The sequence below is a fragment of the Aquiflexum lacus genome (assembly GCF_015476655.1).
GTDB classification, from domain to species: Bacteria; Bacteroidota; Bacteroidia; order Cytophagales; family Cyclobacteriaceae; genus Aquiflexum; species Aquiflexum lacus.
In genome coordinates this window covers 161,344-177,983 of record NZ_JABFHF010000004.1, presented here as the reverse complement: position 1 = coordinate 177,983, position 16,640 = coordinate 161,344, and the positions used below count along the sequence as shown (strand labels likewise).

Sequence of the window (16,640 nt, the reverse complement as noted above, 5' to 3'; positions counted from 1 at the left end):
TTTCTTACCATTAAAGACATTTAACTTATATCAGAGATATTAAATTTTGATTTTTATTTCGGTCTTCTGTCTTCCGTCTTCCGTCATTTTCAAAAAAAGTAGCCCAACACCAAAATATATAAAATCCATCTTGAACTCTTCTACGTCTCCAATTTTTTCTTTATCTCGTTCAGCTTGATCAATGCTTCAATCGGAGAGATGGTATTGATGTCTATGCTGCCCAACATTTCCTGAGCTTCCTTGAATTTTGGATCTATGTCAAAAAGGCTCAATTGGTAATTGTTTTTCGGCATTTCACGCATTTTTTCTTTAGAGGGTGACATTTCCTTGTCTTTTTCTAAATGTCCCATAATTTCTGAAGCCCTCAACACGATTGGATTTGGCATCCCGGCCATTTGGGCTACATGTATACCAAAACTATGTTCGCTTCCACCTTCTTTTAGTTTTCGAAGGAATATCACCTTATTGCCAACCTCCTTCACGGATACATTGAAATTTTTGATTTTTGGGAAATCATCGGCTAATTGGTTGAGCTCATGGTAATGTGTTGCAAAAAGAGTCTTTGCTCTGAATTTGGGATGGTTGTGCAGGTATTCTACAATGGACCAAGCTATGGATATGCCATCGTAGGTGGAGGTACCTCGTCCAATTTCGTCCATTAAGACCAAGCTACTATCTGACAGGTTATTTAGTATACTGGCTGTTTCAGTCATTTCGACCATAAAGGTCGACTCCCCCTTGGCAAGGTTATCCGAAGCGCCCACCCTTGTAAATACCTTGTCGATGATTCCAATCCTTGCATATGAGGCAGGAACAAAACTGCCCATTTGTGCCATCAAAACGATCAAAGCCGTTTGTCTGAGCAAAGCTGATTTACCTGCCATATTGGGTCCTGTGATGATCATGATCTGTTGGCTCTCATTATTCAGATAGATATCATTGGGAACATAGGGTTCACCGATGGGGAGTTGTTTTTCTATCACAGGGTGTCTTCCGTCCTTTATTTCAAGGGAATCAGTATCTGCAATTTTTGGTCTACAATAATTGTTTGTTTTAGCTACCCAAGCAAAAGAAATAAGACAATCAACTGTTGCCAATACTCTGGCATTTTGCTGGATATGAGTGACATATTCAGAGGCATCCTGTACCAAAGCCATGAAATACTTTTGTTCAATGGCAATCATCCGTTCTTCTGCATTGAGGATTTTTTCCTCATATTCCTTGAGTTCGGGGGTGATGTATCTTTCTGCATTGACCAAAGTCTGTTTTCTGATCCATTCCTGCGGAACCTTGTCTTTATGTGAATTGGTGACTTCCAGGTAATAACCGAAGACCTTGTTGAATGCTACCTTTAATGAAGTGATCCCAGTACGCTGTACTTCTCGCTGTTGCATAGAGACGAGAAAATCTTTGCCGGTATTGGCCAAGCCTCGGTATTCATCAAGATCTGCATCTACGCCTGATTTGATGATACCACCTTGATGAATCAGCATAGGGGCATCCTCCTGAAGTTCTCTGTCGATTTTGTCAAGTAGAAATTCGCAGGAATTGATCTGATCAGCCAGTTTTTTGAGTGAGGCGCTTTTGGAAGCTGACAGGAGGGATTTGATTGGAATGGTGCTTTTTAGGGCCTTTTTCAATTGGTTCATTTCCCTCGGATTGATCCTGCCCACTGCTACTTTTGATATCAACCTTTCCAAATCTCCGATTTGCTTGAGATGGGCATGGATTTCATCTCTACTTTCCTCTCCTTCATAAAAGTAATCCACAATCTTTAACCTTTCCTCAATCGGTTCCTTTTCCTTTAATGGAAGTACCAGCCATTTTCTCATCATCCTTGAACCCATCGGCGTCACGGTATGGTCTAGAATATGGATTAATGGGATACCGCCCTCCTGCTGAGGATAAACCAATTCCAGGTTGCGGATGGTGAATTTGTCCAACCACACAAATTTTTCCTCGGCAATACGGGATATTGAGGCGATGTGTTTGACTTCGTTGTGTTCTGTTTCCTCTAAGTAAAACAAAACAGCTCCTGCCGCAATAATACCGTGCTCGAGGTTTTCTATCGCAAAACCCTTGAGGTTATTGGTGGCAAAGTGATTTTTCAGCTTTTCATACGTGTAGTCATATTGGAATACCCAGTCTTCACAATGAAAAGTAGTATATTGATCTTTGAGCATTTCCTGTGCTCTTGACTTCGCTGCTTTGGAATAAATGACTTCTGAAGGACTGAAGCTTTGTAGTAGTTTTTCTATGTAGGGTTGGGTCCCCTCGGCACACATAAATTCACCCGTTGAAAGGTCAAGGAAAGCAATTCCAAGAATTTCATTTTTAAAAAAAATGGACGCTAAGTAATTGTTTTTTCTTTTGTCAAGGACATTGTCATTGAAGGAAAGCCCGGGAGTGACCAATTCTGTTACTCCTCTTTTTACGATTCCTTTTACTTCTTTTGGGTCTTCTAATTGATCACAAATAGCAACCCTGTTTCCAGCCCGCACCAATTTGGGCAAATAAGTATCAAGGGAATGGTGTGGGAATCCGGCCAACTCTATATGCGAAGCAGCCCCATTTGCTCTTTTGGTCAATACGATATCCAACACTTTAGAGGCCACAATGGCATCCTGCCCAAAAGTCTCATAAAAATCACCTACCCGAAACAATAAAAGTGCTCCGGGATGTTTGGATTTGATGGCATTGTATTGTTTCATCAAGGGAGTTTCTTTCACTTCCTTTTCCTTCGCTTTGGCCATTTTGTCCCTGAATTAATTTTTTATGTTTATCCTACTTTTTCAAAACTTGATTATAACCTTAAAATAAATAAGCTTTTTGTGGTTTTATCTTAATCTATTTAAGATTATGTAATTTTAATTCAATTAAGTATTTCTAAAGAATCAAATATGCCAAGGTAGGGTTAATTTTGAAAATCTTGAAAGCCTGAATTTAAAAATATATCAAAAGGGAAACAAAACCACATGAGAAAATTAAACATGGAAGAACTCAATCGTTTGTCGGTAGAGGAATTCAAAGAAGTAAAGAAATCACCTATTGTCATTGTTTTGGATAATGTAAGAAGTCTCAATAATGTTGGTTCAGCATTTCGTACTTCAGATGCTTTTTTGATTGAGAAAATTTTTCTTTGTGGCATTACAGGAAGACCTCCCCATAAAGAAATTCAAAAAACTGCTTTAGGGGCTACTCAATCCGTGGCTTGGGATTATCTGCCGACAACTTTAGAAGCCATCGAGCAGTTGAAATCGGCAGGTTACCAGATTTGTTCCTTTGAGCAGGTAGATCAAAGTATGATGTTGGATAAGTTTGTTCCAAACAATGAAGCTAAATTTGCACTGGTTTTTGGAAATGAAGTTTTTGGGGTGGAAGAGGAAGTGATAAAAAACAGCGACCATGTCATCGAAATCCCACAATTAGGAACCAAGCATTCGCTTAATATTTCTGTGACAATGGGAATTGCTATTTGGGACTTTGTGGTGAAGATGGGGATTTTAAAAAAATAGATTGAAAAACAAAAAAGAGCTCATACAAGCTCTTTTACTTTTTTAAAATATTAATCTTCCTTGAATTTATCCACGATGTATAAAAAGAGGTTAAATGATAATGTGGACATACCTTCTTTTTTGATTTCTTTTTCTCCACCCATTTTATAGATAGCATTATCCTTTTTCGTTTGGGTGTTAGTTACTCCTGATTTTGATTCAATGAGAGGCGCAATTGATTGCTTTTGGACATTCTCAGATTTCTGTTCTGAAGTCGATGACTCTGAACCCTCATATTGGTTTACAGTATCACTGTTTCTTGGTAAATCGGGAACAACTCTATCTCGTTCGTTTTGGGCAAATGAAGCAAAACTCAAAAAAAGACAAAATACTACTAAAAATGGTACTCCTTTAACGACTTTTGAAGAAATTTTGGTCGGATATATCATTTATGTTTGAGGTTTGATAGATTTAACTGAATATTTTCAGCATAGTTTCCAAAGTTATAAAATAATTTCCTCAATGCAAACGATTGACTTCATTGATTTTCAAAGAATAGACTTCAGAATTGGCACCATAATAAGGGTGGAAAAATTTGATAAAGCTAGAAAACCTGCCTATAAACTTTGGGTGGACTTGGGTGAATTGGGCATCAAAAAGTCCTCAGCACAAATCACTGATCTATACACATCTGATATGCTGCTTGGAAAGCAGGTGATATGCGTCTGTAATTTTGCTCCGAAACAAATTGCCGATTTCATGTCTGAAGTATTGGTAACTGGTTTTGATGATGGAAATAGGCAGATTATCCTTGCAACTTCCGATAAGCTTGTTCCCAATGGGGCAAAACTTCATTAAAGGATAATTTGGATCTTTAATCCTTCATCACTCAATTCGGATGTGTAGATTGTCAGGTCAGGGCACTGTCCCGAAGTAACCCTTCCTGTATTTAAATCAAATCGGTATTCATGTAGATGACAAATTACCTCCTGTATGCCATTGATGAAACCCTGTGATAAATTGGCCTTTCTATGAGGACACAGCGTTTCAAAGGCAAAGAAATTCTCGCCATCTCTGGTCACACAAACTTTTGTTGCGCCCAACTGAACAATTTTAATCTGTTTGTCAGGAATTAGCCGCATAACCTGCTCTTTGCTCGTTCCTAAAGTAAAGGTTTTCATTAGAAAATGTAAAATGTTAAATTCGAATATAAAATAAACTTAAACACATTATGAGAAAAATCATAGCCTTGTTGATCATGTTATTTCCGGCTGCCTTATTCGCACAAACACTTGAAGGTGCATGGAAAATGACACACCAAAATGGTAAACCTATGCATGATGTTGAATACATTAAAATCATGCAGGATGGTTATTTCGCATTTGGGGCAAAAGAGGCCGCAACCAATAAATTTGTAAGCGCGGGTGGAGGTGAATTTATGGTCAAAGACAACTTATACCAGGAAACGTTGGATTTTTTTACCATCAAACCAGAAGCAATTGGGGAAACCACTTCTTTCAAATTGGACATGGTAGATGGGAAAATGGTAATCTCGGGACAAGTGCAGGGGCAGACCTTGGTGGAAATATGGGAGAAAGTTGGAGAAAGTACGGATGACCTTACTGCTAATTGGGTTTTTACAGGAAGAAAGAGAGATGGGGAAATCTCAAGGAGTAGTCCGGGTGCTAGAAGAACTGTAAAAATATTGAGTGGCGGCAGGTTCCAATGGATTGCTTTTAATTCTGAAACCAAGGAGTTTATGGGCACCGGTGGAGGAACGTATACCGCTGAAGATGGAAAATATAACGAACAGATAACTTTTTTCTCACGAGATGATTCTAGGGTAGGTGCAAGTTTGGGATTTGATTTTGAGGTGATCGATGGCGAATGGCATCACAGCGGTCTTAGTTCAACGGGAAATCCGATTTATGAAATATGGACCAGGTATAAAGACGCCTATACTCCGACAAAGTGAAACAAAGATGTTCAATTCTAGACTGGATTGTAAAACCGTCTTTCAGAAGACACAATGTCCTATGACCCCTGCATGCCGCTTTGCAGGGGTCATAGGACATTTTTTCCACCCCTTTCTACAGATTATCCCCTAACCTCCTTGTGTCTCCAACAATCCACCAAATGGTCATTGACCAATCCGGTTGCCTGCATGTGTGCATACATGATGGTGCTACCTAGGAATTTGAAACCACGATTTTTTAGATCCTTGGAAAGTCTGTCGGAGATTGGAGTAGAGGTAGGTACTTCTGAAAGAGTAATAAAAGAATTTTGTAATGGCCTGCCATCTACAAAATCCCAGATATAATCCGAAAAACTCCCGCAAGCAGCTTGAATTTCCATAAAACGCCGAGCGTTATTGATGGCAGACCTGATTTTTAATTCATTTCTGATTATATCTTTATTTTGCAATAGTTCCTGGACATAACTTTCGGGTAGATCTGCGACTAATTTATAATCAAATTCAGCAAAAGCTTTTCGGTAACCTTCCCTTTTTTTCAGTATAGTGGACCAACTCAAACCAGCTTGTGCGCTTTCCAGGACCAAAAACTCAAATTGTTTTTGGTCATCAAATACAGGAACGCCCCACTCTTCGTCGTGGTATTTGAGATATTGTTCAAATCCCAAACACCAAGGGCACCGAAATTTTTCTGGTTCTTGTTCCATATTTACTCAACCGCCTCAAGTAGCGTCCTAAAAATTACAAACTTGTCCTGAAATTTTGCTTTAATATCTTCTTGTAATTTTGGGGCAAAATTGTTTTGATATTCCATGATTTTATCCATGCTGTCTGTAAAATATTGCACCGAATAATTTACACTTCCGTCGTCTGAATCATGAAGGATTTTATAAAATCTGTTTTCAGAAAACATTCCTGTCGCAAGGACATCAGGAATATGGAATTTTTTCATCCAAATGACCCAATCCTCTTCAGCTTCTTTCTCTATATTGACTGTGACATTATATAAAATCATATTTTCTTACTTTTATCTTTATTTTTGTCGCATTCTTACACCAACAAATATAGGCTCATGTTGTTAATGTATTCGTGTTTGTTAACAAAATCCTTGAATTTAACATGTCAAATACCCCTTTAGAGAAATCAGAAAGCAAAATTGAGACAGTAGTTCAAGGAATTCAGAATAACAAATCCGGTTTATTCAAATTGATTATTTCTGTTTTTTATTTAGTAGGAATTATCGGAATGTCTTTGCCTGGACTCAAACCCTATTTTCAAGTTCTTACACCATTTCATTTGTTACTCAGTTTAGGAATACTTCTTCTGTTTCATACAGATTGGAATAAAGCATTTTTATTATTTTCAACTTCGGCATTTTTGATTGGTTTTGGCTCTGAGGTATTGGGTGTACATACTGGATTTCCTTTTGGGAATTATGCCTACGGCTCTGTTCTTGGAATCAAATTATTGGATGTTCCTCTCATGATAGGGATCAACTGGCTATTGTTGGTGTACTTGACAGGAAATTTATTTCAAAAGAGGATCCAAAATGATTTCCTGGCAGCAGGCCTAGGTGCAGGATTGATGGTATCTATAGATTTTTTGATTGAACCTGTAGCAATTGGTTTGGAATTTTGGAGCTGGGAAGGCGGCGATATTCCCTTGTCAAATTATATTGGTTGGTTTGCGGTGGCTTATTTAATTCATTTAATCTACCGAAAAGCAATGTTTCAAAAGGAAAATCTGGTATCAGGATTTCTAATGCTCAATCTGATAATCTTCTTTGCTGTTTTGAATTTCATGTTTTGAAAATCCATTTCAGCTGTTTAAACATTCTGTATATTAAAAAGTTACTCATATGATGTACGCAATTATATTCATTGTTCTGGGATTTGCTGCGATGGAATTTTCAGGCTGGTTTATACACAAATATATCATGCATGGACCTCTGTGGGGGATTCACAAGACACACCATCAGCCTTCAAAGTCATTTTTCGAACTCAATGACTTGTTTTCATTGCTGTTTGGGAGTGTAGCTGTTTTGTTGATCTTCCTGGGCGTCGGAAAGTTTGATTTCCGATTTTGGATGGGTGTGGGAATAAGTTTATACGGTATCAGTTACTTCTTTATCCATGATGTACTGGTTCACAGAAGGATAAAATGGTTTGATAGACCAAAGAGCAATTTTCTCCAAGGAATATTCAAAGCACACCAAGCGCATCATGCGACCAACAAGAAAAATGATGCGGTCTCCTTTGGATTATTTGTTGTACCCAAAAAATATTTTAAAATAAAATCATAGTGAGTACTTATTCAATCAAAGATCTTGAGCAGTTATCCGGAATTAAAGCCCATACTCTGCGTATTTGGGAACAACGGTATAATTTGCTGGCGCCAAAGCGTACTGACACTAATATTAGGTATTATGATGATGCTGATCTCAAACTTATTTTGAATGTAGCCTTATTGAATGACAATGGTTATAAAATAAGCAAAATAGCAAACATGTCCCTTTCAGAAATGAGGGAAGAAGTGGTCAAGCTGACAGAAAAGACCTTGACCCACGACGATCAGATTAATGCCCTTACCATTTGCATGGTTGAAATGGATGAAGACAGATTTGAAAAAGTTTTGTCCACCAATATCTTGAAAATAGGTTTTGAACAGACAATGCTCAACATCATTTATCCTTTCATGTCAAAAATAGGTGTGCTATGGCAGACCGGTGCGATCAATCCTGCCCAAGAGCATTTTATGAGTAATCTGATCAGACAAAAACTGATTGTAGCCATTGATGCACAGATTTATAAAGGTGGGGGGAAAAAATTTCTGCTTTATTTGCCTGAAGGCGAACACCATGAGATTTCTATTCTTTTTGCAACCTATCTCATTAAACTTAAAGGTCATAAGGTGGTGTATTTAGGCCAAAGTACCCCCGATGAAGACTTAAATTCAGTTTACAATTTGATACAGCCGGAATTCTTATTGACTGTAATTACAACCTCACCAAGTTCTGAAAATGTCCAAGAATATATTGATGCATTGTCCAAACGTTTCAGTCAATCTGAAATCATCGTGTCGGGCTATCAAATAGTTGGTCAGGACATACATTTCCCCAAAAATGTTAAATCCTTAAATTATATCAGACAAGTAAAGGAATATCTTGAAGAGCTTGATCAGGTAATCGTTGAGAAATAATTTTAGGTTTTACATTTTTAGAAAAAAATTAAACAAAGTGAAAATATCGATTTTCACTTTTTTTTGTGCCTATTTTATTATTTGGCCGTTTTATGATAGATATCTGTGTTTAATTTTTTCAGCAAATGAATTTTGTTTAATAAATTTTGAAAAATATTAGACAAAATATTTGTATTCTGTTTAATCATTGCTACATTTGATTAAACAAAAACAAAACGTCCATGACAACTCTAGAATTCAGTTACTCGCTAAACAAGTTATCAAGTTCGCTAAAGCCATTTGCTCTTAAGTTAACAAGGGATATGGATGACGCCAATGATTTACTGCAGGATACTATGGTAAAGGCATTTACCAATAAGGATAAATTCACAGAGGGGACAAACCTGAAAGCTTGGTTGTATACCATCATGAAAAATACTTTTATCACCAACTATCAAAGGATGGTAAGAAGAGGTACTTTTGTGGATACTACCGATAATCTTCATTATATCAATTCAGGTGATGCGCTTGTTGAGAATGGAGCCTTTGGAGATTTTACAATGGATGATATTTACACTGCCATTGACAAATTAGATGAGGTGTACAAAACGCCATTTATGATGCATTACAAAGGGTTTAAGTACCATGAAATTGCCGATAAATTGTCTATTCCAATTGGAACTGTTAAAAATAGAATACATATTGCTAGAAAACTTTTAAAGGATGATTTGCACGTTTACAAACATAAAAACTAATATATATGCCTGATAAAAAAGTAGTGGTTATTGGGGCTGGATTTGCAGGCCTATCAGCAGCTACACATCTGGCACATCTTGGATATCAGGTTACATTGCTGGAAAAAAACACAACCCCCGGGGGAAGAGCTAGAAAGTTCGAGTCCGAGGGTTTTGTTTTTGATATGGGACCTAGTTGGTATTGGATGCCTGATGTATTTGATACCTATTTTGGTCATTTTGGCAAAAAACCTTCTGATTACTATGACCTAATAAGATTAGACCCATCATATACCGTAGTATTTGGGGAGAATCAGTTTGTGGAAATACCAGCCAACCTCTCAAAATTTCGGGATTTGATGGAAAGCATGGAACCTGGGGTCGGACCCAATCTTGATGAGTTTCTCAAACAAGCGGCTTATAAATATAAAGTGGGTATTCAGGATTTGGTCTATAGACCAAGTAGATCTATTTTTGAATTTACAAATCCCCAACTGTTGGCTGATGTGGTAAGGATGGATGTCTTTCAGTCTATGTCCAAACACGTCAGGAAATTTTTTAAGGATGAAAATATTATCCGGTTAATGGAATTTCCTGTAATCTTTTTGGGTGAGATGGCAGATAATATCCCGGCACTTTACAGTTTGATGAATTATGCTGATATAGTACTTGGGACTTGGTATCCTATGGGTGGAATGCATGAAATTGTAAAAGGTATGGTACAACTTGCTGAAGAAAAAGGTGTAAAAGTTCACCTTGGAGCAGACGTATCAAAAATCGACATCAAAAATGGAATAGCAAAAAGTGTTGTCCTGAGTAATGGCAAAAGTTTTGATGCAGATATAGTTGTTGCAGGAGCAGATTATCACCATGTGGACAACAAGCTTCTTGCTCCAGAATACAGAAATTATGATGAAAAATATTGGGATAAAAGGGTAATGGCGCCTTCTTCTCTTTTGTTTTATTTGGGAATTGACAAAAAATTGGACAACTTAACACACCATTGTCTGTTTTTCGATGAACAAATGGGACCTCATGCTGATGCTATTTATAAAAATCCAAGGTGGCCTGAAAAACCCTTATTCTATTTATCAGCAGCATCAATAACTGATCCTTCTGTGGCTCCTGAAGGAAAAGAGAATTTGGTAATTTTGATCCCGCTAGCTCCGGATTTGGAGGATGGGGAAGAAATAAGAGAGAAATATTTCAATATGGTCATGGACAGGCTTGAAAAACTAACCAATCAGGAAATTAGAAGTCATATTATTTTCAAACGTTCTTATGCACACAGTGATTTCAGGGCCGATTATAATGCATTCAAAGGAAATGCCTATGGTTTGGCCAACACGCTGTTCCAAACTGCAATTTTAAAACCATCTTTGAAAAGTAAAAAAGTAAAGAATTTATATTACACAGGTCAGCTAACAGTACCGGGTCCCGGTGTCCCTCCAACGCTGATATCAGGTCATGTAGTTGCAAGAGAGGTTCATAAAGAGAATAATTAAGACAAAAAATTGTATATTATGGGTATGGATGCAAAAACCCTTTTTGATCAAACTACATTGGAGTGCAGTAAATTGATCACCCAAAGGTACAGTACAAGTTTTACGTTAGGTATAAAAACCTTGGACAAAAAACTGCATTTGCCCATTTATGCTATTTATGGATTTGTAAGGTACGCAGACGAAATAGTAGATACTTTTCATGACAAGGACAAAAAAGTACTTTTGGATCAGTTCAAACATGATACCTATGAAGCCATTGACAAAGGAATCAGTCTGAATCCGGTACTTCATGCCTTCCAAATGATAGTCAACCAATATGGGATTGACCTCGATCTCATAGAAGCATTTCTCAAAAGCATGGAGATGGATCTTGACTTTAAGACCTATAATGATTCTAGATACCATGAGTATATTTATGGATCGGCGGAAGTGGTTGGTCTGATGTGCCTTAAGGTATTCTGTGAAGGCAATCAGGAAATGTACCAAAGTCTCAAAGAGCCTGCCTGTAAGCTGGGTTCAGCTTTCCAAAAAGTAAATTTTCTCAGAGACATTAAAAGTGACTATGAGGAACGAGGAAGGGTTTATTTTCCAGGGGTTGATTTCAATAACTTTGATAAATCTGCTAAACAGCTGATTGAAGAAGATATACAAAAAGATTTTGATGAGGCTTTGGATGGGATTCGCAGATTACCCGAAAGTGCCAAAATGGGCGTAAAGATTGCTTACTTGTATTATCAGAAGTTATTTGATAAAATCAAAAGATTACCACCTGAAATAATCACGCATGAGCGGGTTAGAATACCTAATTCAAGAAAATTTTCATTATTGTTGGGAACCTATTTTGGGATGAAATTGGGGATAGTTTGATATGGAAAAGTATTTATACCTTCTTTTGAATTTATTGACCATTTCTTTCCCTCTGGTCAGGTCATTTGAACATAGAGTACAATATGCGAAAAAGTGGTATGCGCTTTTTCCAGCAATTGGAATTACAGGGCTGTTTTTTTTGGTATGGGATCATTGGTTTACAGTAATCGGAGTTTGGGAATTTAATCCCCGATACCTGACAGGAATATTCTTTTTCGAATTGCCTCTTGAAGAATGGCTTTTCTTTTTGACTGTTCCTTTTGCCTGTGTTTTTATATATGAAGTACTAAATTATTTTGTTAAAAAGGACGTTTTGGGTGCCGTAGCCAAACCTATCACACTTGTTTTCATTCCTGCCTTTTTGATTATAGGCTTATTGAATTTAGATAAATGGTATACTTCAGTAAACTTTCTGGTAGCTACTGCCATGCTTTCTATCCATTTTATTCTTTATCAAGGTAAATACTTGGGGAGGTTTTACCTGGCATATCTTGTTTCTTTGATTCCTTTTCTGATAGTAAACGGCATTCTCACGGGTTCCTTTATTGATGAGCCTATAGTCATATACAATAATGCAGAAAATTTGGGTATTCGCTTGTTTACCATTCCGATCGAAGATACCGTTTATTCAATGACCCTTATGTTAATGAATATCACAATTTATGAAAGGATAAGGAACACTAAAACAATTCAGACCGTTAAAAGTTTATAGCCTATGATGAACCTGCAAGTACATATAGATCAGCATTCTGGCTTCTGTTTTGGAGTGGTTTATGCCATAGAAATGGCAGAGGAAATTCTTGAAGATCAGGGTTATTTATATTGTTTAGGGGACATTGTCCACAATGACGAAGAGGTAAATCGGCTGACCAAAAAAGGTTTAAAAATCATAGACCATGTGGAATTACAAAGCCTGACAGATGAAAAAGTTTTGATCAGAGCCCATGGTGAACCACCATCCACTTATGAATTGGCCATCAATAATAACCTTACCTTAATAGATGCAAGCTGTCCGGTTGTATTGAAACTGCAGAATCGGATTAAAAACTCATTTGATAAGGATGAGACAATATACATCTATGGTAAGCATGGACATGCTGAAGTCATAGGGTTATTGGGACAGACAAATAATAAAGCTGTTGTTTTTCAGGATATCAAGGAGTTGGATATTCCCAGTTTACCGAAAAATATGACACTATACAGTCAGACTACCAAAAGCACTGACAAGTTTTATGAGATCAATAACATACTTAAGGATAACGGAATTACTGTCAATACAAATGATACTATCTGCAGACAAGTATCAAACAGGGATAAGGAATTGAGATCTTTTGCCGAAAAATTTGACAAAATCATTTTTGTCAGTGGCACCAAGTCATCCAATGGAAAAGTCCTATATAATGTCTGTAAAGAAAAAAACCCACATTCTTTTTTTGTTTCGAATCCCGAACAGGTGGATAAAATATGGTTTGAAGAAAATGACAGCGTGGGTATCTGTGGAGCTACTTCTACTCCCATGTGGCTGATGGAACAAGTGAAAGATAAGATCGCAGCTTTTTAGTGCATCGATTTCTTTCCTACCTTTACAAAGTGATAAAAACAACTGCCCATAAAGATTCCGTTGATTCAAAAGGTGTAATCATTGCGATTACAGTCATTCTCTTATGGTTTGTATCTCTGATATTTTTGCTTTCAATTGAGTTGAATTGGTCAAACCCTTTAACTTATTTAGGGATTTTAATCCAAACCCATCTTTATACAGGTCTCTTTATAACCGCCCATGATGCGATGCATGGCATAGTTTCTTCTAATAAAAAGCTGAACCATGGGATTGGTTGGGTTGCTGCCATGCTGTTTTCTTATAATTTTTATTGGAAATTATTTCCAAAGCATCACGAGCATCACCGCTATGTAGCAACGGACAAAGACCCGGATTACCATCCCTCAGGAAATTTCTTTATTTGGTACTTTAGTTTTATTAGACAATATGTATCCATCTGGCAAATTTTGTTAATGGCTGTTACCTTCAATATTCTCAAACTTTTCCTCCCAACAGAGAATTTGATAGTTTTTTGGATGTTACCTGCTATCCTGTCAACTGTTCAGCTATTTTATTTTGGGACGTTTTTGCCGCACATGGGTGAATCAAAAAACAAGCACCATTCCAAAACTCAATCCAAAAATCACCTATGGGCATTTCTTTCCTGTTATTTTTTTGGATACCATTATGAGCATCATGATTCTCCCGGAACACCATGGTGGAGACTTTGGAAAATAAAGGAGGAGTATCAAAAAAACAACATTGTTTAACCAACTTTAGATTTTATTCATTTAAAATCAAAGATTTTTGAAACAAAATCGCGGAAGTTTGATTTATTTATTGTTGCTAATTTCTTAAGATGAGACTTTCATTTATACTAATTCTGTTTTCATTTACGGTTTTGAGTTCTTATGCACAGGAAGGTGAAGTAAGAGGTCGTGTTTTCAATCCTGTTAACAATGACGGGGTGCCATTTGCCAATGTTGTTGTATTGGGCACGGATATCGGTACAGTTTCCGATGAGGACGGGAATTATATCCTGACCAATATTCCCCCTGGATTATATAATATAAGAGCGAGTTTTGTTGGTTTTCGCAATAAAACTTTTTTTGAGATTCAGGTGACAAGGGCCCGGCCTGTCAGATTGGATTTTGACCTTAGGGAAGAAGCCTCTGAATTGGGAGAGGTGACAGTGGATGCAGAGTTTACGCGCTCGGATGAAACACCCATTTCTGTTCGGAGGCTCAATACCAATGAAATTGAAAGATATCCTGGTGGAAACCGGGATATCAGTAGAGTCATTCAGTCTTTGCCGGGTGTAGCAAGTACTGCCAGTTTTAGGAACGATATCATCATCCGGGGTGGCGCACCCAATGAGAACAAATTTTTTATCGACGAAATAGAAGTTCCGGTAATCAATCACTTTTCTACTCAAGGATCTTCAGGAGGGCCAGTCGGTATTTTGAATGTCAATTTGATCAAAAATGTGGATGTCATCACGGGTGGATTTCCAGCTGACAGGATGAATTCTTTGAGCTCGTTTTTTGAGTTTCAACTCAAGGAGGGGAGAAAAGACAAGATGTTTACCCAAATGACTTTGGGTGCAAGCGAACTGACCCTTTCCAATGAAGGTCCGATAGGTGAAAAAACCACTTATTTGGTTTCAGCGAGAAGATCTTATTTGCAATTTCTTTTCCGACAATTGGGATTGCCTTTTTTGCCTACCTTCAATGATTTCACTTTCAAAACCACCACCAAAATAAACGACAAGACCGAATTGACATTTTTGGGAGTTGGTGCGATTGACAATTTTGTGTTGAATTTTGATGAACCTAACAATGAAAGCGAGGAGGATAGAGAGAATAGACTTTATCTTCTTGAAAATCTTCCCATTTCATCCCAATGGAATTATACCACGGGTTTGAAGCTGAAAAGATTTAGGGAAAATGGCTTTTGGACATTTGTTTTAAGCAGAAATATGCTGAACAACCGGTCCTTCAAATATCTCGGAAATGATAGCAGTAATCCGGATAACCTGTTATTTGATTATACCTCACAGGAAAGTGAGAATAAATTCAGAGCTGAGAACTCTGTGTTTACAAAAGGTTTCAATTTCAAATATGGTGTCAATTATGAATTTGCCAGGTATTTCCTGAGTAATTTTGACAGATCTACCCTTGCTAATGAAGGTGGTGTGATTAATGTCAACGATAAAGCGTTTTTCAATAGCTATGGGGCATTTATTTCTGGTAGCAAATATTTCAATAATGAAAGGCTTTTGATAACAGGTGGGATAAGATTGGATGGGAGTGACTTTGGAGAAACTGCCCAGAATCCTTTAAATCAAATCAGTCCAAGAGTTTCTCTTTCTTACCAACTCAAACCCAATCTTTTTTGGACAGCCAATGCAGGGATTTATTATCAAAAACCGCCTTATACTGCCCTTGGATACAGAAACAATGAAGGAGAATTGCAGAACCAATTGAATGATATCCGGTTCATCAGGTCAAGCCAATTGATCACCGGAATTGAAAGGGTAATTCCTGACAAAAGCAGGAGGTTCAGTATTGAGGGATTTTATAAACACTACAGCAATTATCCCTCGTCAATCAGAAATGGTATAGCCCTAGCAAACTTGGGGGCTGATTTTGGAGTAATTGGAAATGAACCGGTAAGGTCTGACTCAGAGGGCAGGGCTTATGGTCTTGAGTTTTTGGCACAGCAAAGACTTTTCAATAATTTTTATGGTATTGCCGCCGTGACTTTGGTAAGGAGTGAGTTTACCAATCCCAACACAGAGGGGTTTGTGCCATCTGCATGGGATAGCAGATTTATAGTGAGTTTGACCGCAGGCAAAAGATTTGGAAAAAATTGGGAATTGGGTACAAGGTGGAGGTATTTGGGCGGACTTCCCTTTACGCCTGTCGATGTGGAAAACTCCTCTTTGAGGGAAGTTTGGGATTTAAGAGGTCAGGCAACTCTTGATTTCAATCAGATCAACAATCAAAGATTGGCCGCTTTCCATCAGTTGGACTTAAGAATTGATAAACGGTATTTTTTCGACAAGTGGAATTTGAATTGGTACTTTGATGTTCAAAATGCCTATAATTTCCAAGCACAGCAACCCCCTATTTTGGTTCCTGAAAGAGAAGTAAATGGTCAGCTCAAAATTGACCCCAATGACCCTGCTCGATATCAGATGCGCTTAGTAGATAATCCGGCGGGTACAATTCTGCCCACTATCGGGATAATTGTTGAATTCTAATCTATAAAGGTTTCCTGTAAACTGAAAAAGGCAGGATAATCATAAGACAAAAAAAACCGTCCAATTATTTTGGACGGTTTTTAGGT

General features: G+C 37.5%; 18 protein-coding genes. 13 read left to right on the top strand and 5 right to left on the bottom strand.

What is annotated here, in order from left to right; genetic code table 11:
• Positions 1–140: 140 nt before the first annotated feature.
• Positions 141–2,753 (bottom strand): DNA mismatch repair protein MutS, encoded by a 2,613-nt coding sequence (mutS, locus tag HMJ38_RS05695; protein ID WP_194973411.1) that lies wholly within the window; start codon positions 2,751–2,753, stop codon positions 141–143.
• Positions 2,754–2,975: 222 nt separating this feature from the next.
• Between mutS and HMJ38_RS05690 the strand changes: the two genes are divergently transcribed.
• Positions 2,976–3,515 (top strand): RNA methyltransferase, encoded by a 540-nt coding sequence (locus tag HMJ38_RS05690; RefSeq protein ID WP_194973410.1) that lies wholly within the window; start codon positions 2,976–2,978, stop codon positions 3,513–3,515.
• A 50-nt stretch (positions 3,516–3,565) separates the two neighbouring features.
• Here HMJ38_RS05690 and HMJ38_RS05685 read toward each other — a convergent pair whose 3' ends face one another.
• Positions 3,566–3,943, bottom strand: a complete 378-nt coding sequence (locus HMJ38_RS05685; RefSeq protein WP_194973409.1) for a hypothetical protein — start codon at positions 3,941–3,943, stop codon at positions 3,566–3,568.
• Positions 3,944–4,016: 73 nt separating this feature from the next.
• On the opposite strand from HMJ38_RS05685, the gene HMJ38_RS05680 reads away from it, so the two are divergent.
• Positions 4,017–4,352, top strand: a complete 336-nt coding sequence (locus HMJ38_RS05680) for a tRNA-binding protein (protein WP_194973408.1) — start codon at positions 4,017–4,019, stop codon at positions 4,350–4,352.
• Here the strand turns inward: HMJ38_RS05680 and HMJ38_RS05675 are convergent.
• Positions 4,349–4,675: a Rieske (2Fe-2S) protein gene (locus HMJ38_RS05675; RefSeq protein ID WP_194973407.1), complete on the bottom strand. Its 327-nt coding sequence runs from the start codon at positions 4,673–4,675 to the stop codon at positions 4,349–4,351. The genes HMJ38_RS05680 and HMJ38_RS05675 overlap by 4 nt on opposite strands.
• A 50-nt stretch (positions 4,676–4,725) precedes the next feature.
• Between HMJ38_RS05675 and HMJ38_RS05670 the strand changes: the two genes are divergently transcribed.
• Complete coding sequence (locus HMJ38_RS05670) at positions 4,726–5,469, top strand: hypothetical protein (protein WP_194973406.1); 744 nt, start codon at positions 4,726–4,728, stop codon at positions 5,467–5,469.
• A gap of 122 nt (positions 5,470–5,591) precedes the next feature.
• On the opposite strand, the gene HMJ38_RS05665 is transcribed toward HMJ38_RS05670, so the two are convergent.
• The gene (locus HMJ38_RS05665; protein ID WP_194973405.1) at positions 5,592–6,173 is read right to left on the bottom strand and encodes a DNA-3-methyladenine glycosylase I; all 582 of its coding nucleotides are present in this window, start codon (positions 6,171–6,173) and stop codon (positions 5,592–5,594) included.
• A gap of 2 nt (positions 6,174–6,175) precedes the next feature.
• The gene (locus HMJ38_RS05660) at positions 6,176–6,481 is read right to left on the bottom strand and encodes a DUF4286 family protein (RefSeq protein ID WP_194973404.1); all 306 of its coding nucleotides are present in this window, start codon (positions 6,479–6,481) and stop codon (positions 6,176–6,178) included.
• Positions 6,482–6,585: 104 nt separating this feature from the next.
• Here HMJ38_RS05660 and HMJ38_RS05655 point away from each other — a divergent pair, with 104 nt between their 5' ends.
• The 10 genes from HMJ38_RS05655 to HMJ38_RS05610 all read left to right on the top strand — a co-directional run bounded on the left by HMJ38_RS05655 (position 6,586) and on the right by HMJ38_RS05610 (position 16,554).
• Entirely contained in the window at positions 6,586–7,275 is a 690-nt protein-coding gene (locus tag HMJ38_RS05655) for a carotenoid biosynthesis protein (RefSeq protein WP_194973403.1), read from the top strand.
• Between the two features lie 49 nt (positions 7,276–7,324).
• The gene (locus tag HMJ38_RS05650; protein WP_194973402.1) at positions 7,325–7,768 is read left to right on the top strand and encodes a sterol desaturase family protein; all 444 of its coding nucleotides are present in this window, start codon (positions 7,325–7,327) and stop codon (positions 7,766–7,768) included.
• Entirely contained in the window at positions 7,768–8,664 is an 897-nt protein-coding gene (locus tag HMJ38_RS05645) for a MerR family transcriptional regulator (RefSeq protein WP_194973401.1), read from the top strand. The genes HMJ38_RS05650 and HMJ38_RS05645 overlap by 1 nt, the downstream gene beginning before the upstream one ends.
• Before the next feature lie 221 nt (positions 8,665–8,885).
• A complete protein-coding gene (locus HMJ38_RS05640; protein ID WP_194973400.1) occupies positions 8,886–9,398 on the top strand; it encodes an RNA polymerase sigma factor in 513 nt (170 codons plus the stop codon).
• A gap of 5 nt (positions 9,399–9,403) precedes the next feature.
• Positions 9,404–10,882 carry a phytoene desaturase family protein gene (locus HMJ38_RS05635; RefSeq protein ID WP_194973399.1) on the top strand — a complete coding sequence of 493 codons (1,479 nt, stop codon included), beginning with the start codon at positions 9,404–9,406 and terminating at the stop codon, positions 10,880–10,882.
• A gap of 24 nt (positions 10,883–10,906) precedes the next feature.
• Entirely contained in the window at positions 10,907–11,749 is an 843-nt protein-coding gene (locus HMJ38_RS05630) for a phytoene/squalene synthase family protein (protein WP_194973398.1), read from the top strand.
• A gap of 1 nt (position 11,750) precedes the next feature.
• Positions 11,751–12,461, top strand: a complete 711-nt coding sequence (locus HMJ38_RS05625; RefSeq protein ID WP_194973397.1) for a lycopene cyclase domain-containing protein — start codon at positions 11,751–11,753, stop codon at positions 12,459–12,461.
• A gap of 3 nt (positions 12,462–12,464) precedes the next feature.
• On the top strand, positions 12,465–13,310 hold the full coding sequence (locus tag HMJ38_RS05620) for a 4-hydroxy-3-methylbut-2-enyl diphosphate reductase (protein WP_194973396.1): 846 nt from the start codon (positions 12,465–12,467) through the stop codon (positions 13,308–13,310).
• 29 nt (positions 13,311–13,339) lie between these two features.
• Positions 13,340–14,059 (top strand): fatty acid desaturase, encoded by a 720-nt coding sequence (locus HMJ38_RS05615; RefSeq protein WP_194973395.1) that lies wholly within the window; start codon positions 13,340–13,342, stop codon positions 14,057–14,059.
• A gap of 89 nt (positions 14,060–14,148) precedes the next feature.
• Complete coding sequence (locus HMJ38_RS05610) at positions 14,149–16,554, top strand: TonB-dependent receptor (protein WP_194973394.1); 2,406 nt, start codon at positions 14,149–14,151, stop codon at positions 16,552–16,554.
• Positions 16,555–16,640 lie beyond the last annotated feature (86 nt).